The sequence below is a fragment of the Streptomyces sp. NPDC031132 genome (genome assembly GCF_055570595.1).
In genome coordinates, this window is the sequence record NZ_JBVIGX010000001.1 from 302,970 (window position 1) to 318,986 (window position 16,017).

Sequence of the window (16,017 nt, forward strand, 5' to 3'; positions counted from 1 at the left end):
CCCGCCCCCCCCCCCCCCCCCCCCCCCCCCCCTCCCCCGTGCCCCCCCCCCCCCCCCCCCCCCCCCCCCCCCCCCCCCCCCCCCCCCCCCCCCCCGACAACGCGGCGAGGTGCGGCATCAGACGCCGCGGGCCAGGCAGGACTTTGCGGGACACCCCCTAGCAACGCCTTTCCGCGGCAGCGGCTCAGGAACCGGTGGCGCGGACCGAGCCGGTGCTCGAACCGCTGGGGTCGGCCACGAAGCAGGTGACCTTGTGGTGGCCGACGTCCCAGCTGCTGGACCGCGGGACGGAGTAGAAGGGCTCCAGCGATTCCGGGAGCTCCGCGCCCTGGCCCATGTAATCGGTGAGCGCCGTGCTGTCGCACTTCTCCTCGGCGGTCGCGTTGACCTTGTCATCGCCGGGGAACGACCCGTCCTCCAATTCGAAGACGGCGTACGCCTCTCCCTTGTGAGGCTCGTCGCAGGGCACGATCGTCACCGAGAGGGATGCGTTGGCGTCCTTCTGGCCCTCCGGAAGTTCGTCGTCCATGTTGAAGCAGTCCCCCATGCGGATGTCCTGAAGCTCGCCGGAGCCGGGGGCGGTGACCTGGCCGGTGCTGTCGCGCTCCGGCCCGTCGTCCAGCACTCCGGTGAACCCGAACGCCAGCACGGCCGCGAAGAACAGGAGGGTCAGGCCGTGGATGACGATGGCCGCGATGGCGAAGCCCTTGCCCTTCTCGCCGCGGTCGCGGATCTGGGAGAGGGCGACGATGCCGAGGATCAGCGGGACCAGGGGTATCGCGCAGATGATCGACATGACGAACGCCACGACGGCCAACGTGTTCGTCTTCGGCGAGGACGGCGCATACCAGCCCTGCTGTTCGCCATGGGGTCCCGGCGGCGGCCCAGGGGGCGGTGGGGGCGGTGGTCCGGGCGGAGGGGGCGGCGGTCCGGGCGGTGGTCCGGGCGGTGGTCCGGGCGGAGGGGGAGGCGGTCCGGGCGGAGGGGGCGCGCCGGGCTGACCGGGCTGCCCCTGCGGTCCCCACTGCGGGTGCGGCTCGGGGGATGACGGCGGTTGCGGTGGTGTGGACACGGCGTGGCCCTCCTCGTGCAGAAGGTGGGACGCAGCCAACAGCGGTGAACCGCGGAGCGGACCGCATGCGCCGTACGACGTCGACGCATGCCCGCCGATGGAGAGTTGTGCCACTTCCACGCTACTGCCGGGCCCCCCGCCCGGCGAGCCGAGGGCTCGTAAGGGGCCCGGAAGAGGGCCCGGAAGAGGACTCAGAAGAGGCGGAGTTTGTCGTCCTCGATGCCGCGGAGGGCGTTGTAGTCCAGGACCACGCAGTCCATGCCGCGGTCCGTGGCCAGGACGCGGGCCTGGGGCTTGATCTCCTGGGCCGCGAAGACGCCCCGCACCGGCGCCAGGTGCGGATCCCGGTTCAGGAGCTCCAGGTAGCGGGTCAGCTGCTCGACGCCGTCGATCTCGCCGCGGCGCTTGATCTCCACCGCCACCGTCGCGCCGGAGGCGTCGCGGCACAGGATGTCCACCGGGCCGATCGCCGTCATGTACTCGCGCCGGATCAGCGTGTAGCCGTCGCCCAGCGTTTCGATCCGGTCTGCCAGGAGCTCCTGGAGGTGTGCTTCCACGCCGTCCTTGATCAGACCCGGGTCGACACCCAGCTCGTGGGAGGAGTCGTGGAGGACTTCCTCCATGGTGATGATGAGCTTCTCACCCGCCTTGTTGACGACCGTCCAGACGCCGGCCTCGTCCCCGCTCCCCTCCTTGAGGGTGCAGGGGGGCGACATCCAGTTGAGCGGTTTGTACGCCCGGTCGTCCGCGTGGATCGAGACACTGCCGTCGGCCTTCACGAGGATCAGACGGGGTGCCGAGGGCAGATGGGCGGTGAGCCGGCCCGCGTAGTCGACGGAGCAGCGGGCAATGACGAGACGCATGGTCGGCAACGCTACTCGACCGACGGCCCTCCACGCGATTCGCCCCTGAAAGCCCCGTTCGCCGATGGCGCGTTGTATGCGCATTCTCCTGGTGCGCCACCCATGGGGCGCCTACCGTGGTGAGCAGGAGGTTGCGGAGCGTGCACGCTGCGTCGCCGCCTCCGTCCCTGCCCGTAAGACCCCGGCAACCCAAACCGCCGGGGTCGCGAGAGGAGAACCCATGTCGCTCGACGTCTCACCGGCCCTACTCGAACAGGCCGAGCGAGGCGAGGTCGACGAAGCCGCTTTCGTCGACTGCGTCCGGACCTCCCTGCCCTTCGCATGGGAGATGATCAGCTCGCTGGTGGCACAGCTGAAGGTGGACGGCGGAGAGTTCGCCGACAACCAGACGCCGCCGCCCGACGAGCAGGCGCGTGGCCAGCTGCTGCGCGCTCTCGCGAGTGACGCGATACGTGGTGCGCTGCAGCGGCACTTCGGGGTGCGCCTGGCATTCCAGAACTGCCACCGTGTGGCCGTGTTCCCGCTGGATCCTTCCTCGGACGACCGGCTGGCCAAGTTCACCTCGATCCGCGGCCAGCTGCTCAACCAGTCGCCCGAGCTCCGGGACTGCTGACCCACCGTACGAACCGCATGACAGGCACCACCCGCACCACCCGCACCACCGTACTTCGCTGCCGCTCCGTATCGCGGGAGGTGCCATTGATACCGGAGCGGCAGCCTCAGCCGAGACGGGGCAGGACCTCGGCGCCGAGGCGCCGTACGTTCTCCTCCGTCGCGGCGAGATCCCCGGACCCCTCCGTCAGCAGGGCGAACCGCGTGATCCCCGTCCGCTCCGAGGTGGCCGCGAGCCGGTTCGCCGCCAGCCGCGGGGTGCCCACCGGGTGCAGATCGCAGAGCAGCTCGGTATAGGCGACGGGGTCCCGCATCGCACGCTCCCGGCCGTCGACCGTCACGTGCGCGTCCAGCCCCTGCTTCAGCCAGCCCGGCATCGCCTTCAGCAGGGCCTCGCGGGCGTCCGCCGTACGGTCCGCCAGCTGGCACACGCCCGCCGACACGTGCCGGGCATGCGGGTTCCGGCCCGCCGCCGCGGCCGTACGCCGGTACAGCGCGACCATGGCCGCCTTGTCCTCGTCCCCGCAGTGCATCCCCAGCAGCATCGGCAGCCCCCGCTCCGCGGCCAGCCGTACCGACGCGGGGGAGGTGCAGGCGACGATCACTTCCGGCCCTGATCCGTCCCCGTCCAGCGCCTCCGACGGGCGCGGTACGACGGCCACTTCGCGAAACCCGTACCGCTCGCCGGCAGCCGCCACCCGCGGCTCGGTGAGCCAGCGCCGCAGCAGGTCCAGGCCCTCCGGGAACTCCTTCTCGTAGGCGTCCAGGCCGCCGCCGAACACCTCCAGGTCCACCCAGGGCCCGCCCCGGCCCACCCCCAGGGTGAAACGGCCGCCCGAGGTCAAGTGCAGGAGCGCCGCCTGCTCCCCGAGGGCCACCGGGTGCGTGCTCGGCAGCACGCTCACCGCCGTGCCCACGCGCAGCCGCCGGGTCCGCCCCAGCAGCAGCGCCGCCAGGGTCACCGCCGACGGGCAGACCCCGTACGGGACGAAATGGTGCTCGGCGAGCCAGACCGAGTCGAGCCCGGCCTCCTCGGCCACCTCGGCGGTCCGCACCGCCCGGTGCAGAGCCTCCCCCTGCCCCTGGCCCGGGAACTGGGCCGCCAGTACAAACGCTCCTACGCGCATCGCCTTTACCCTCCTCGTGGCTGACGCGGCCTCCCCCAGGTGGACCGGTTCATCTGATGGCAACAACGTCTGACACGTGCCAAAGGCACGGCCTGACAGGAAAGTTATTGGGATAGTCAGGCCAGTCGACGTCACCGCGCCGCCTCTGCCAGCCACCCTGCGGGTACCCGGCCTCGCTGCGCGTAGTCTGGGAGAAAGTCACTTCCGTCCGCCCATCCGTGAGGTATACGTGTCACCGCGCCACAACCGCCCCAGGGGCGGCGAGACTCCGGACGAACGCCCCAGCACCGGCCTCGACCGGTTCGGGCTGGAGCGCACCGAGGAGTACCAGGGCGAGGAGTGGAAGGTCCGGCACGTCGCGGGCGCGAGCGCGGCGGGCAAGCGCTACCGCTGCCCGGGCTGCGACCAGGAGATCCCCTCCGGCACCCCGCACCTGGTCGCCTGGCCCGAGTACGGCGGCGTGGACGACCGCCGGCACTGGCACAAGGCCTGTTGGAACGCGAAGGACCGCCGCACCTCGCGGGTGCAGCGGTCCAGGAACGCGCCCAAGTACTAGGAGCCGCGGCAGTACCAGGAGCCGCGGCGCCTCGGCCGCGGCGTCTCAGACGTCGCGGCGGCCGACCACCACGTACGAGCCCGCCACCGCGGCCCCCGTCACCAGCAGGATCAGCAGCAGCTGCGCCGCGTTGCCCGGCAGGTCGGCGGTGTCGCTGTTCGGCAGGCCGAACAGCTGCATGAGGGCGACCGGGGCGTTGTACTGGAGCACGGCCCGGCCGAGCGAGGCCATGGACTCCCACATGCTGAGCATCCCGCCTACCACCGGCGGCAGCGTGACGAGCCCCAGCATCACGGCGATCGCCCCGGCGGAGTGCCGCAGCATCGCCCCGATCGCCAGGCCCAGCACGCCGAGCAAGGTGACGTACAGGCAGCCGACCAGTGCGTTGACCCATTCCCGGCCTCCGTGCGACCCGGCGGCCGCCCCGCCCCGCATGATCGCGGAGGCCAGCCCGACCACCGCCACCGAACCGGTGACGGCCAGGAAGGCGACGGTGGAGAAGACGAGGTACTTCGCGGTCAGCACCCGGGCCCGGTCGGGGGCGGCGGTGAAGGTCGTACGGATCAGCCCCGTGCCGTACTCGGAGGTGATCGTCAGGATCCCGAGCACCATCACGGAGATCTGACCCACCAACAGCCCGAACAACGCGGGCGCCGTGAGCGGCACCTCCTGGTAGTCGGTCGAGCGGGTCTCGGAGACGGCGAGCAGGCCGACGCCGACGACGAGCAGCACCAGCGAGCCGAGCGTCCACACCGTCGAGCGCACCGAGATCATCTTCGTCCACTCCGAGGCCACGGCGTGCCCGAGGTGCGGCCGGGGCGTCGGCAGGGGCGAGGTGTAGCTCTTCGGCTGGTCCGCGGTGCTCGTGGGGCCGGTCATCGGGTGTCCTTGCGCGTGTCCGTCGGGGTGCTGCGGGGGGTGCCGGCGAGCTCGCCGGGGCTGCCGGGCATCAGGAAGGGCTGCCCGCCCGCCCCGGGCGGCGGGGGAGCGAAGAAGCCGGTCTGCGGCACCTCCGGGGCCGGGAGCTCGTCCTCCCAGGCGGGGACGCTCAGCGGCTCCGGCTCCCACAGCTCGGCGCGGGGGTCGTCGGTGGAGGTGTACTCCACGGCGGGCTGCGTCATCCGCATGTAGGCCTCCTCGAGCGAGGCCCGGTGCGGGGACAGCTCCCACAGCCGTACGCCGGCCTCGTGCGCGAGATCGGAGATGCGGGGCAGCTCGAGGCCGGTCACGCGCAGTGCCCCGTCGGGCTCCTGGAGGACCCGGCCGCCCGCCTTGGTCAGCGCCGTACCCAGTGCATACCGGCCATCTTGATCATTGTCGGCCGCGCGCACCCGCGCGAATCCGGCCGAGTTGTGCGCGATGAACTCCTGGGTGCCCATGTCGGCCAGCAGCCGCCCCCGGCCGATCACGATCAGGTGGTCGGCGGTCAGCGCCATCTCGCTCATCAGGTGTGAGGAAACGAACACCGTGCGGCCTTCGGCGGCGAGCCGGCGCATGAGGGTGCGGACCCAGAGGATGCCCTCGGGGTCGAGCCCGTTGACGGGCTCGTCGAACAGGAGCACCTGGGGGTCGCCGAGGAGGGCGGCGGCGATGCCGAGCCGCTGGCCCATGCCGAGCGAGAAGCCCTTCGTACGCTGCCCGGCGACGTCCTGGAGGCCGACCACGGCGAGCACCTCGTCCACCCGCTTCTCCGGGATGCCGGAGAGCTGGGCGACGGAGAGAAGGTGCCTGCGGGCCCGGCGGCCGCCGTGCACGGCCTTGGCGTCGAGCAGGGCCCCGACGTGCCGCTGGGCGTTCGGCAGCTGTCGGAAGGGCACGCCGTTGATCGTCACGTGGCCTGCCGTGGGCCGGTCCAGGCCGAGGATCATGCGCATGGTGGTGGACTTCCCGGAGCCGTTCGGCCCCAGGAATCCCGTCACGTGACCCGGCCTGACCTGGAAGGACAGCTGGTCGACGGCGGTCTTGGCGCCGTAGCGCTTGGTCAGGCCGACAGCCTCGATCATTGCTCTGCCCCTGCTCTGCCCCTTGCCAGGACCGGACGGCTTTCGTCCGCGTAAGGGTTAAGAGGATATCGAGTCGCCCTCGGTTCCACCCCGGAGCGGATCCCTGAACTGACCCTGAGCCCGACCCGGGGATGACCCGTAGTACGCGGGGCGTCCGTCCTGCGACGGAGGCCCCGCGTCCCGGCCGTCAGGCGTCGCGCTTCTTGAGGACCAGGTAGCCCCCGAGCACAGCGGCCAGCACCCACAGCGCCATGATCCCGAAGCCGCCCCACGGGCCGTAGGGCGCCGTGCCGCTGTCCATCGCGCCCGGGACGACCTGCATGATCTTGGAGCCCGCCTGGTCCGGGAAGTACTGGGCGACCTTCCGGGTGGCACTGACCGCCCCGAGGATCGTCGAGACCAGGAAGAAGAACGGCATCAGGATGCCGAGCGACAGCATCGAGCTGCGCAGGATCGTCGCCACGCCCATCGAGAACAGCGCGATCATGGCCATGTAGAGGCCGGCGCCGACCACGGCGCGCAGGACGTTCGGCTCGTCGATGCCGATGCTGCGGTCGCCCAGGATGGCCTGTCCCAGGAAGAAGGACAGGAAGCTGGTGACCAGGCCCACGACCAGCGCGAGGCCGGTGGCCACGATGAGCTTGCCGGCCAGGAAGCTCGCGCGGCGCGGCACGGCGGCCAGCGAGGTGCGGATCATGCCCGAGCTGTACTCGGTGCCGACCACCAGCACACCGAAGACGATCATGGCGAGCTGGCCGAGCGTCATGCCGGCGAAGCTGGCCAGGGTCGGGTCGAAGGTGAGCTGCTGCTCCGGCGGCATGTCGTCGAAGGTCGCGTTGAAGACGGCGCACAGGCCGGCGCTCACGCCGACCGTGACCACCAGCGCTGCGACCAGGGTCCAGATCGTCGAGGAGACCGTGCGGATCTTGGTCCACTCGGACCGGAGAACGGCGTTGAAGGCCATGGTCACTCGCCGCCCTTGCGCGTCGCCTCGTAACCGGCGCCCCACGCGGGTACGTCGGCCGGCCGGGCCGGGTTGTCGGCCGCCTGGCCGGGGCCGGGCAGCATGCCCGGTGCGCCCGGTGCGTGGGCGTGGTACTCGACGGAGTCGGCCGTCATGCGCATGAACGCTTCTTCCAGTGAAGCCCGTTGCGGGCTGAGTTCGTGCAGCACGATCTGGTGCTGGGCGGCCAGCTCGCCGAGCTGCTCCGCGGCCACCCCGTCGATCTCCAGCGTGCCGGTGGCCGGGACGGTGATGGCGTCGATCCCGGCTTCGTGCAGGACGTCCCTGAGCCGCTCCTGCTGCGGAGAGCGCACCCGGACGTAGCTGCGCGAGTTCTGGTGAATGAAATCAGCCATAGACATGTCGGCCAGAAGCTTTCCCTGGCCGATGACGATCAAATGGTCTGCGGTCAGCGCCATTTCGCTCATCAAGTGGGAGGAGACGAAGATCGTCCTTCCCTCGGCCGCCAACCCCTTCATAAGATTCCTGATCCAGAGAATTCCCTCCGGGTCCAGACCATTGACGGGTTCGTCGAACATGAGGATCTCCGGGTCGCCCAGCAGCGCAGAGGCGATTCCCAGCCGCTGGCCCATGCCCAGCGAAAATCCTTTCGACTTCTTCTTCGCCACGGGCGTCAGCCCGACAAGATCCAGTACTTCGGCCACCCGGCTCTGCGGGATCCGGTTCGACTGGGCAAGGCAGAGAAGGTTGTTGTACGCGCTGCGGCCCCCGTGCATGGCTTTCGCGTCCAGCAGCGCCCCGATGTGCTTCAGCGGTTCCGGCAGGTCCCGGTAGTGCTTCCCGTCGATCCGGACCGTGCCGCTGGTCGGATTGTCGAGGTCGAGCATCATGCGCATGGTCGTGGACTTCCCCGCCCCGTTGGGGCCGAGGAAGCCCGTCACCACCCCCGGTCTGACCTGGAAGCTGAGGTGGTCCACGGCGGTCTTCGCGCCGAATCGTTTGGTAAGGCCCTCAAGCTCGATCATGCGGCTCACGCTAGAACGCCCGAGGGCCCCACGCCACCTCAAACAGGTGACACGGGGCCCTCGGGCAGGACATTTCGCTACCAGCGAGTAGCAGGTGAGTGGCCGACAGGTCGACCGCCGGTGAACTGCCCGGCGTCCTAGCGGCTCTGCTGCGCCGGAACGCCGCGGGTGACGGGCTCGTCGTCGACGATCGGGTTGGCGGCCGCGACGGCGGCGCCGGTCAGCGTCGCCAGCATCTCGCGGACGTTGGTCAGCTGGGCGTTGATGGAGTCGCGGCGGTTGGTGAGCGCCGCCAGCTCGCGCTCGGACTCGCTGCGGATGCGGTCGGCCTTCGCGTTGGCGTCGGCGACGATGTCCTCGGCCTGGCGCTGCGCGGTCTCCACCGTCTGGCGGGCGCGGCGTTCGGCGTCCGTACGCAGCTTCTCGGCCTCCAGGCGCAGCTGCTCCGCGCGGTGCTCGATCTCCGCGAGGCGCTTCTCGGCCTTGGCCTGACGCGAGGCCAGGTCGCGCTCGGACTGCTCACGGCGCTTGGCCAGGTTGGTCTCGAAGTCCGCGGCGGCCTGGGCGGCCTTGGCGCGGGTCTCCTCGAACAGGGCGTCGGCCTCCTCGCGCTTGGAGGCGGCGTCCTTCTGGGCCTCGGCGCGCAGGGTGGAAGCGTCGCCCTTGGCCTTCTCGACGATGCGGACGCCCTCGTCCTCCGCCTTCGACTTGCGGTCGGCGGCGAACGACTCGGCGTCGTTGCGCACCTGCTGGGCAGCCGACTCGGCGAGCTCACGGTGCTGCTCGGCCGCGCGACGGGCCTCCTCGCGCAGGTCCTTCGCCTCCTCCTCGGCCAGGCGCAGGATCTTCTCGACCCGGGCGCCGAGGCCGGCGTACGACGGCTCTGCGTCGCTCACCTGGGCCTGGGCGTTCTGCGTCTCGAGGTGCAGCTCCTCGATCCGCTTTTCCAGAGAGTTGATACGTCCAAGGGCGCTGTCGCGGTCGGAGACCAGCTTGGTAATGCGGTCGTCCACCTGACCGCGGTCGTAACCACGCCGCACGAGCTCGAAGCCGAAGGGGGAGGAAGTGTCGCTCATGGGGTTCCTGTCGAATGAGACCGATGAGGTGCTACGTGAGGTGTTAGGGGAATCCTAGGCGCCGAAGCGGCGTGTCTTCGAGTCAATCCGCGATTGATCTGGACAATGACACCCCTTTTGAGTGGCAAGGCGGCAGAATGATTGTCACTCGTTCGCCTGAACCTTCATCAGGAACACACATCTCGCTCGCTGACTAGCCCTCCGACGACTTGCCACCCGAACGAGTGGAACCCGCAGCAGCTCCGGCCTTCACGCCCCCCGCGCCCTGGCCGCCGACTGCGGGCTTTCCGCCGCCCGAAGGCGCCTCGAATGATTCCAACGCCTCAAGAACGTCCTGGACACGGGAGATCTCCGCCTGAATGTCCTCGCGCCTGCGCACCAGGACCTCCAGCTCACGGCGCCCTTCGTCGACGAGCCGCTCCGCCTCCGCCTTCGCCTGCGCGAGGGCGTTCTCGGCCTCCCGGGCCAGCTCGGCCTTCTTCTGCTCGGCCTCCTTGAGCAGCGCCTCGGCCTTGCGCACCGCCGCGATCCGGACCTTGCTCGCCTCACTGCTCGCGTCCGACACCAGCGCCTTGGCCTTCGCCTCGGCCTCGACGCTCTGCTCGGTCGCCGCCCGGACCAGTTTGTCCACGCGCTCGCCGGCCGACTTCATCTGCTCGGCCGACTCCCGGCGGGCCCGCTCGTGCAGCTCCTCGACCTCGCCCTCGACGCGGGAGCGCAGGTCCTCCGCCCGCTCCCTTATGGCAGCGGCGTCCGTGCGTGCGCCGATCAGCAGCTCGTCCGCGTCCGTACGGGCCTTCTCCACCAGGGAGTTGCCCTCGACCGTCGCCTCCGAGGAGATCCGCGCGGCCTCCTTGCGGGCCGCGTCGACCATCGCGTCGGCCTGCTCCTCGGCCGCCGTCGTCGCGGCCAGGGCCTGCGCCTGGGCGTCGGAGGCGAGCTTGTCCGCCTCCGCCGCGGCCTCGGTGATGAGCCGGTCCACCTGTTCCGCGGCTTCGCTGCGCCGCTTGTTGGCCTCCTCGCGGGCCTCGTCCAGCAGCCGCTCCGACTCCGCGCGGGCCTCCGTACGGGTGCGCTCCGCCTCGGTCGCCGCCTCGGCCTTGACGCGCTCGGCCTCCGAGCGGGTACGGGTCGCGTGCTCCTGCGCCGAGGCCAGGGCCTCCGAGGCCTCCGCACGCAGCCGCTCGGCCTCGGCCTGGGCCTCGCCGACCGTGCGCTCGTTGTCCTTGCGGGTCTGCTCGGTGAGCTTGTCCGCCTCGGACGCCGCCTCCGTGACGAGCCGGTCCGCCTGCTCGGCAGCCTCGCTGCGCAGCCGGCCCGCCTCCGCGCGCGCCTCGTCGAGGGTCCGCTCGGACTCCCGCTCGGCGCTCGCCAGGGTCTCGTTCGCCGCGACCGTGACCCGGTCCGCCTCCGCGGTGGCCTCGCCGATGATCCGGCCGCCCTCCGCACGGGCGTCGTCCAGGGTCTGCGCCGCCTCCGTGCGCAGCCGCTCGGCCTCCGCCGCGGCCTCGCCGACGGTGGCCTCGTTGGCCGCACGCGTCTCGTCGACCAGCCGGTCGCCCTCGTTGCGGGCGTCGACCAGGATCCGCGTCGCGTCCCGCTCGGCCGCGGCCAGCATGTCGGACGCCTGGCGGGTGAGCCGCTCGGCCTTCGCCGTCGCCTCGCCGACCGTCGTCTCGTTCGCGGCGCGCGTCTCCTCCGTGAGCCGCTCCGCCTCGGACACGGCCTCGGTGATGAGCCGGTCCGCCTGCTCCGCGGCCTCGGTACGCAGCCGGTTGGCCTCCGAGCGCGCCTCGTCCAGGGTGCCCGCCGCCTCGGTGCGGGTGGCGTCGGCCGCCTCGGCCGCCTCGGCGGTGATCCGCTCCGCCTCCGCGGTGGCCTCGCCGACGGTGGCCGCGTTCGCCGCCAGGGTCTCCTCGGTGAGCCGCTCGGCCTCCGCAGTCGCCTCGGCGACGATCCGGGCGCCCTCGGTGCGCGAGGACTCCAGGGACTCCGCCGCCTCGCCGCGGATCCGGTTCGCGTCGTCACGGGCATCCGCCCGGGTCCGCGCCGCGTCGCGCTCGGCCGCGGCCAGCGCGTCCGTCGCCTCCGTACGCACCCGCTGCGCGTACTCGGCGGTGTCGCCGCGCAGCTGCTCCGCCTCGGCGATCGCGTCGCCGACCGTGCGCTCGGCCAGCGCCTTCGCCGCGTCCGTCTCGGAACGCGCCTCGGTGCGGATCCGGTTGGCGTCCTCGGTGGCCCGCTCGCGCTCGTCGTAGGCGTCCGCGCGGACGCGCGCAGCCTCCTCCTCGGCCTCCGTCTTCGTACGCTCCGCCGCGTGCTCGGCGGCGCTGCGCAGCCCGGTGATCTCCTCCTCGGCCTGCTCGTGCAGACCGGCCACGGAGTCCCGTACCTGCTGGGCGGTGGCCTCCGCCGCCGACACCAGCTCCGCGGCGCGCCGCTCCGCCTCCTCGGTCAGGCGGGCCGCCTCGGCCTGCGCCTCCTCGGAGCGCTTGCGGGCCGCGGCCAGCAGCTCCTCGCTCTGCTCGCGGGCCTGGGCCCGCTCGCTGTCCGCGTCCGTCCGGGCCGACGCGAGGGTCTCCTCGGCCTCCCGGCGGCGCCGGGCGGCCTCCTCCTGCGCGGCGGCCAGCGCCTCGGCGGCCTCCGCGGCGACCCGCTCGGCGGCGGCCTTGGCCTCCGCACGCAGCCGGTCCGCGGTCTCCTGCGCCTCGGTGCGCACCCGCTCCGCCTCGGACTCCGCCTCGCTGCGCAGCCGTACGGCGACCTGCTCGGCCTCCGCACGCGCACGCCCGGCGTCGTTCGCCGCGTCCGTGCGCAGCTGGTCGGCCTCCGCCTCCGCCTGCGCCTGGAGGCTGCGGATCCGCTCCGCCGACTCGGCGCGCAGCCGGTCGGCCTCTTCGGTGGTCTCCCGGCGGATGTTCTCCGCCGCCCCGCGGGCGTCGCGCAGCGTCTGCTCGGCCGTGCCCAGCCGGTTCTCGGCCTCCGAGTGCAGGCGTACGAGCTCCGCCTCGGCTTCCGCCCGCTTCGCGGCGACGGCCTGCTCGGCCTCCTCGCGCCGCGCACGGGCCGCCGCGTCGGCCTCGGCCCGTACGGCCTCCGCCTGCTCCTCGGCCTCGGCTCGCAGCCGCTCCGCCTCGGCACGGGTCCGCTCGAGGGTCTCCTCGGCCTGCTTGCGCAGCGTGGTGGCCCGCTCGACGGCCTCGGCGCGGACCCGCTCGCTCTCGGCGCTCGCCCCGCCGCGCAGCTCGTCCGCGTCCGACTTGGCCTTGCCCAGGAGCTCCTCGGCGGTCCGGGCCGCCTCTTCGATCTGCTGGACCGCCTCGCGACGGGCCTCGCCGCGGATCCGCTCGCCCTCGGCGACGGCCTCGGCGCGCAGCTGCTCGGCCTCGCCGCGCAGCCGCCGGGCCTCCGCCTGGAGTTCGACGGTACGGGCCCGGTACTCCTCGGTGTCGTCCTTCGCGGCGCCCTTGAGCTCGTCGGCCGTGGCCGCCGCGTGGACGCGCAGCCGCTCCGCCTCGGACTCGGCCTCGCGGCGGATCCGCTCGGCCTCCTCGGACGCGGCGCGGGTGGTGGCCCGCGCGTCCTCCGAGGCCTTGTTCAGTACGTCCTCGGCCGTGCGGGCCGCCTTCGCCAGCTGGGCGGCCGTGTCCTCGGCCGCCGCCGCGCGGGCCTGCTCCGCGGCCTCCGCGCGCAGCCGCTCGACGCCGGCGCGGGCGTCGGCGAGGGTCTGCTCGGCCTCGGCCTTGAGGACCTCGGCCTCCTTGGTGGCCTCGCCGACCAGCCGGGCCACCTGCTCCTTGGCGGTGCGGGTGCGCTGCTCGTTGACCGACTCCGCCGAGGCGAGCTGCCGGGCGGCGCTCTCCTTGGCGTCCGCGAGGAGCTTCTCGGCCTCGGCGCGCGCGGAGCGCAGGGCGCCGTCGGCCTCCTGGACCCGCTGCTCGGCCACCCGGCCGAGGTCGAGGGTCTGCTGCCGGGTCTGCTCGGCCTCGGCGCTGGTGCTCGTACGCAGCCGCTCGGCGTGCTCGGTGGCCTCCTGGGCCTGCGCGGAGGCGGCGGTCAGCAGCCGCTCGGCCTCCTTGCGGGCGCGCAGCAGCGTGGCTTCGGTCTCCGCACGGGCGGCCTCGGCGTCGGCGGCCAGCCGGCGCCGGGTCTCCTCGGCGACGCGCGCGGCCTCGGCGCGGGCGGCGTTCAGGGACTGCTCGGCCTCGGCGCGGGACTCGTCCATGAGCCGGCGGGCCTGGGACTCCGTACGGGCGCGCAGCTGCTCGGCCCAGGCGACGTTCTCGTTGACGTGCGCCTCGACGGTCTGGCGGCGCTCGTTGAGCTCCTGGTCCAGACGCTGGCGGCGGTTGACCGCCTCGGCGTGCAGCTCGGCCTGCAGGCGCGCCTGGTGCTCGGCGTGCTCCTGGAGGATGCGCTGGGTCTGCGCCCGGGCGTCGCGCAGCTCGCGCTCGGCGTCCGAGCGCATCTGGTCGGCCTGGATCTGGGCATTGCGGAGCAGCTGCTCCGCCTGGTAGCCCATGTCCGCACTGTCGTAGGCGGGGCGGGACGCCAGATTGCGCCGTACCTCGTGGAGCTTGGCGCGCAGCACCTCGACCTGGTAACCGAGGTCTTCGGCGTGCTGGACGGCCTTCCCGCGCTCCTTCTTCAGCCGCTCCATCTCGGCTTCGAAGCGCGAGAGATGGTCGGCTTCAGCCTGATGGCTCTCCTGGCTTTCGTAGCCCCGCACAGCGCGGTCCCATCCGTCCCCTGGTCGCAAGCTCACTCCCAATTGAGCATCGCTCGCCCGCTGAACGACGCCCCCGGGGGAATGGTGTCAGATACCGGGGCAGGGGTCACAGGCCCCGACCCCGTCTCCGCACCGAACCCCGGCCGAGCCATGGCCACTCTACCGGCCGGGGAATCGGGCCATCAGTGGTCCATCAATGGTCGGGGTTGGAGGTGACCAGTTCGGTGAGGACTCCGTGGCAGTCCTTGGGGTGGAGGAAGGTGATCGAGGAGCCCATGGAGCCGGTGCGGGGCTGGTCGTAGAGGACCCGGACGCCCTTGCCGCGGATGGCCTCCGAGTCGCCCAGGACGTCCTCGGTGCCGAAGGCGATGTGGTGCACGCCCTCGCCGTTCTTGGCCAGCCACTTGCCCACCGCGGAGTCCTCGCGGGTGGGCTCGAGGAGCTGGAGGTAGGAGGCGCCGCCGTCGGAGGTCCCGTTGATCTTGAGCATGGCCTCGCGGACGCCCTGCTCCTCGTTGACCTCGGAGTGGAACACCTCGAAGCCGTACGTGGCACGGTAGAACTCGACGGTCTTGTCCAGGTCGAAGCAGGCGATCCCGATGTGGTCGATTCTTGTCAGCATGGGACCAGTGCACCGCCGAGGAGGGCAGTCACGCAACGTGCCAGCGATCACACCGACTGCCCGGTGACGGCGCGGGTACCGCTCAGTACATTCAGGTAAACCCTCGTTCACTCCTCATCTCAAGGGGCTGTGCTCCATGTCCGGAACGAACAACACCACGTCAGTGATCGTCGCCGGGGCCCGCACGCCCATGGGGCGGCTGCTCGGCTCGCTGAAGTCCTTCTCGGGCGCCGACCTCGGCGGGTTCGCCATCAAGTCCGCGCTGGACCGGGCCGGCATCGCCGGTGACCAGGTGCAATACGTGATCATGGGCCAGGTGCTGCAGGCCGGCGCGGGCCAGATCCCCGCCCGCCAGGCCGCCGTCAAGGCCGGCATCCCCATGAACGTGCCGGCGCTCACGATCAACAAGGTGTGCCTCTCCGGCCTCGACGCGATCGCGCTGGCCGACCAGCTCATCCGCGCCGGCGAGTTCGACATCGTGGTCGCGGGCGGCCAGGAGTCGATGACCAACGCCCCGCACCTGCTGCCGAAGTCTCGAGAGGGCTTCAAGTACGGCGCGATCGAGATGCTGGACGCCATGGCCTACGACGGCCTCACCGACGCCTTCGAGAACATCGCGATGGGCGAGTCCACCGAGAAGCACAACACCCGCCTGGGCATCGAGCGCGCCCCGCAGGACGAGTTCGCCGCCGCCTCGCACCAGCGGGCCGCCGCCGCGCAGAAGAACGGCGTCTTCGAGGCCGAGATCACCCCGGTCGAGATCCCGCAGCGCAAGGGCGACCCGGTCGTCTTCTCCCAGGACGAGGGCATCCGCCCGGAGACCACGGTGGAGTCCCTCGGCAAGCTGCGCCCGGCCTTCGCGAAGGACGGCACGATCACCGCCGGCACCTCCTCGCAGATCTCCGACGGCGCCGCCGCCGTGGTCGTGATGAGCAAGGCGAAGGCCGAGGAGCTCGGCCTGGAGTGGATCGCCGAGATCGGCGCCCACGGCAACGTGGCCGGTCCCGACAACTCTCTGCAGTCGCAGCCGTCGAACGCGATCCTGCACGCCCTGAAGAAGGAGGGCCTCGAGGTCTCCGACCTGGACCTCATCGAGATCAACGAGGCCTTCGCGGCGGTCGCCGTGCAGTCAATGAAGGACCTCGGCGTGACCCCGGAAAGGGTGAACGTCAACGGTGGCGCCATTGCCCTGGGCCACCCGATCGGCATGTCCGGCGCCCGCGTGGTGCTGCACCTCGCCCTGGAGCTGAAGCGCCGGGGCGGCGGGGTCGGCGCGGCCGCGCTGTGCGGCGGCGGCGGCCAGGGCGACGCCCTGATCATCCGCGTTCCTTAATACGGCACAGTCCGCAAAAACGGCACAGTCCGCAG

13 protein-coding genes are annotated in these 16,017 nt (G+C 72.0%); 3 read left to right on the forward strand and 10 right to left on the reverse strand.

The features are described 5' to 3' along the window. Positions 1–184: 184 nt before the first annotated feature. Positions 185–808, reverse strand: a complete 624-nt coding sequence (locus tag ACZ49B_RS01410) for a DUF4190 domain-containing protein (protein ID WP_468299324.1) — start codon at positions 806–808, stop codon at positions 185–187. Between the two features lie 455 nt (positions 809–1,263). Beyond that, positions 1,264–1,935, reverse strand: a complete 672-nt coding sequence (gene nucS / locus ACZ49B_RS01415) for an endonuclease NucS (RefSeq protein ID WP_468299326.1) — start codon at positions 1,933–1,935, stop codon at positions 1,264–1,266. Between the two features lie 220 nt (positions 1,936–2,155). Here nucS and ACZ49B_RS01420 point away from each other — a divergent pair, with 220 nt between their 5' ends. Beyond that, the gene (locus ACZ49B_RS01420) at positions 2,156–2,548 is read left to right on the forward strand and encodes an SCO5389 family protein (protein WP_030153794.1); all 393 of its coding nucleotides are present in this window, start codon (positions 2,156–2,158) and stop codon (positions 2,546–2,548) included. Between the two features lie 106 nt (positions 2,549–2,654). On the opposite strand, the gene ACZ49B_RS01425 is transcribed toward ACZ49B_RS01420, so the two are convergent. Next, complete coding sequence (locus ACZ49B_RS01425; RefSeq protein WP_468299328.1) at positions 2,655–3,674, reverse strand: LLM class flavin-dependent oxidoreductase; 1,020 nt, start codon at positions 3,672–3,674, stop codon at positions 2,655–2,657. A 229-nt stretch (positions 3,675–3,903) separates the two neighbouring features. Between ACZ49B_RS01425 and ACZ49B_RS01430 the strand changes: the two genes are divergently transcribed. After that, positions 3,904–4,230 carry a hypothetical protein gene (locus ACZ49B_RS01430; RefSeq protein WP_053784706.1) on the forward strand — a complete coding sequence of 109 codons (327 nt, stop codon included), beginning with the start codon at positions 3,904–3,906 and terminating at the stop codon, positions 4,228–4,230. Between the two features lie 45 nt (positions 4,231–4,275). On the opposite strand, the gene ACZ49B_RS01435 is transcribed toward ACZ49B_RS01430, so the two are convergent. The 7 genes from ACZ49B_RS01435 to mce all read right to left on the reverse strand — a co-directional run bounded on the left by ACZ49B_RS01435 (position 4,276) and on the right by mce (position 14,649). Next, a complete protein-coding gene (locus ACZ49B_RS01435) occupies positions 4,276–5,109 on the reverse strand; it encodes an ABC transporter permease (RefSeq protein ID WP_468299331.1) in 834 nt (277 codons plus the stop codon). Next, complete coding sequence (locus ACZ49B_RS01440) at positions 5,106–6,233, reverse strand: ABC transporter ATP-binding protein (protein ID WP_468299333.1); 1,128 nt, start codon at positions 6,231–6,233, stop codon at positions 5,106–5,108. Before ACZ49B_RS01440 ends, ACZ49B_RS01435 begins: the two co-directional genes overlap by 4 nt. 187 nt (positions 6,234–6,420) lie before the next feature. After that, positions 6,421–7,197: an ABC transporter permease gene (locus tag ACZ49B_RS01445; RefSeq protein ID WP_468299335.1), complete on the reverse strand. Its 777-nt coding sequence runs from the start codon at positions 7,195–7,197 to the stop codon at positions 6,421–6,423. Positions 7,198–7,199: 2 nt separating this feature from the next. After that, positions 7,200–8,222 (reverse strand): ABC transporter ATP-binding protein, encoded by a 1,023-nt coding sequence (locus tag ACZ49B_RS01450; RefSeq protein WP_468299337.1) that lies wholly within the window; start codon positions 8,220–8,222, stop codon positions 7,200–7,202. A 137-nt stretch (positions 8,223–8,359) separates the two neighbouring features. Then, entirely contained in the window at positions 8,360–9,298 is a 939-nt protein-coding gene (locus ACZ49B_RS01455; protein WP_030153801.1) for a coiled-coil domain-containing protein, read from the reverse strand. Between the two features lie 193 nt (positions 9,299–9,491). After that, entirely contained in the window at positions 9,492–14,027 is a 4,536-nt protein-coding gene (gene scy, locus ACZ49B_RS01460) for a polarized growth protein Scy (protein WP_468299339.1), read from the reverse strand. A 193-nt stretch (positions 14,028–14,220) separates the two neighbouring features. After that, a complete protein-coding gene (mce, locus tag ACZ49B_RS01465) occupies positions 14,221–14,649 on the reverse strand; it encodes a methylmalonyl-CoA epimerase (protein ID WP_030153803.1) in 429 nt (142 codons plus the stop codon). Between the two features lie 136 nt (positions 14,650–14,785). Between mce and ACZ49B_RS01470 the strand changes: the two genes are divergently transcribed. Beyond that, on the forward strand, positions 14,786–15,982 hold the full coding sequence (locus ACZ49B_RS01470) for an acetyl-CoA C-acetyltransferase (protein WP_266625368.1): 1,197 nt from the start codon (positions 14,786–14,788) through the stop codon (positions 15,980–15,982). Positions 15,983–16,017: the final 35 nt, after the last annotated feature.

Excerpts from the sequence above, each read along its gene's own strand:
- nucS (WP_468299326.1), bottom strand. The coding sequence starts at position 1,935 with ATGCGTCTCGTCATTGCCCGCTGCTCCGTCGACTACGCGGGCCGGCTC.
- ACZ49B_RS01420 (WP_030153794.1), top strand. The coding sequence starts at position 2,156 with ATGTCGCTCGACGTCTCACCGGCCCTACTCGAACAGGCCGAGCGAGGC.
- ACZ49B_RS01425 (WP_468299328.1), bottom strand. The coding sequence starts at position 3,674 with ATGCGCGTAGGAGCGTTTGTACTGGCGGCCCAGTTCCCGGGCCAGGGG.
- ACZ49B_RS01435 (WP_468299331.1), bottom strand. The coding sequence starts at position 5,109 with ATGACCGGCCCCACGAGCACCGCGGACCAGCCGAAGAGCTACACCTCG.
- ACZ49B_RS01440 (WP_468299333.1), bottom strand. The coding sequence starts at position 6,233 with ATGATCGAGGCTGTCGGCCTGACCAAGCGCTACGGCGCCAAGACCGCC.
- ACZ49B_RS01445 (WP_468299335.1), bottom strand. The coding sequence starts at position 7,197 with ATGGCCTTCAACGCCGTTCTCCGGTCCGAGTGGACCAAGATCCGCACG.
- ACZ49B_RS01450 (WP_468299337.1), bottom strand. The coding sequence starts at position 8,222 with ATGATCGAGCTTGAGGGCCTTACCAAACGATTCGGCGCGAAGACCGCC.
- ACZ49B_RS01455 (WP_030153801.1), bottom strand. The coding sequence starts at position 9,298 with ATGAGCGACACTTCCTCCCCCTTCGGCTTCGAGCTCGTGCGGCGTGGT.
- mce (WP_030153803.1), bottom strand. The coding sequence starts at position 14,649 with ATGCTGACAAGAATCGACCACATCGGGATCGCCTGCTTCGACCTGGAC.
- ACZ49B_RS01470 (WP_266625368.1), top strand. The coding sequence starts at position 14,786 with ATGTCCGGAACGAACAACACCACGTCAGTGATCGTCGCCGGGGCCCGC.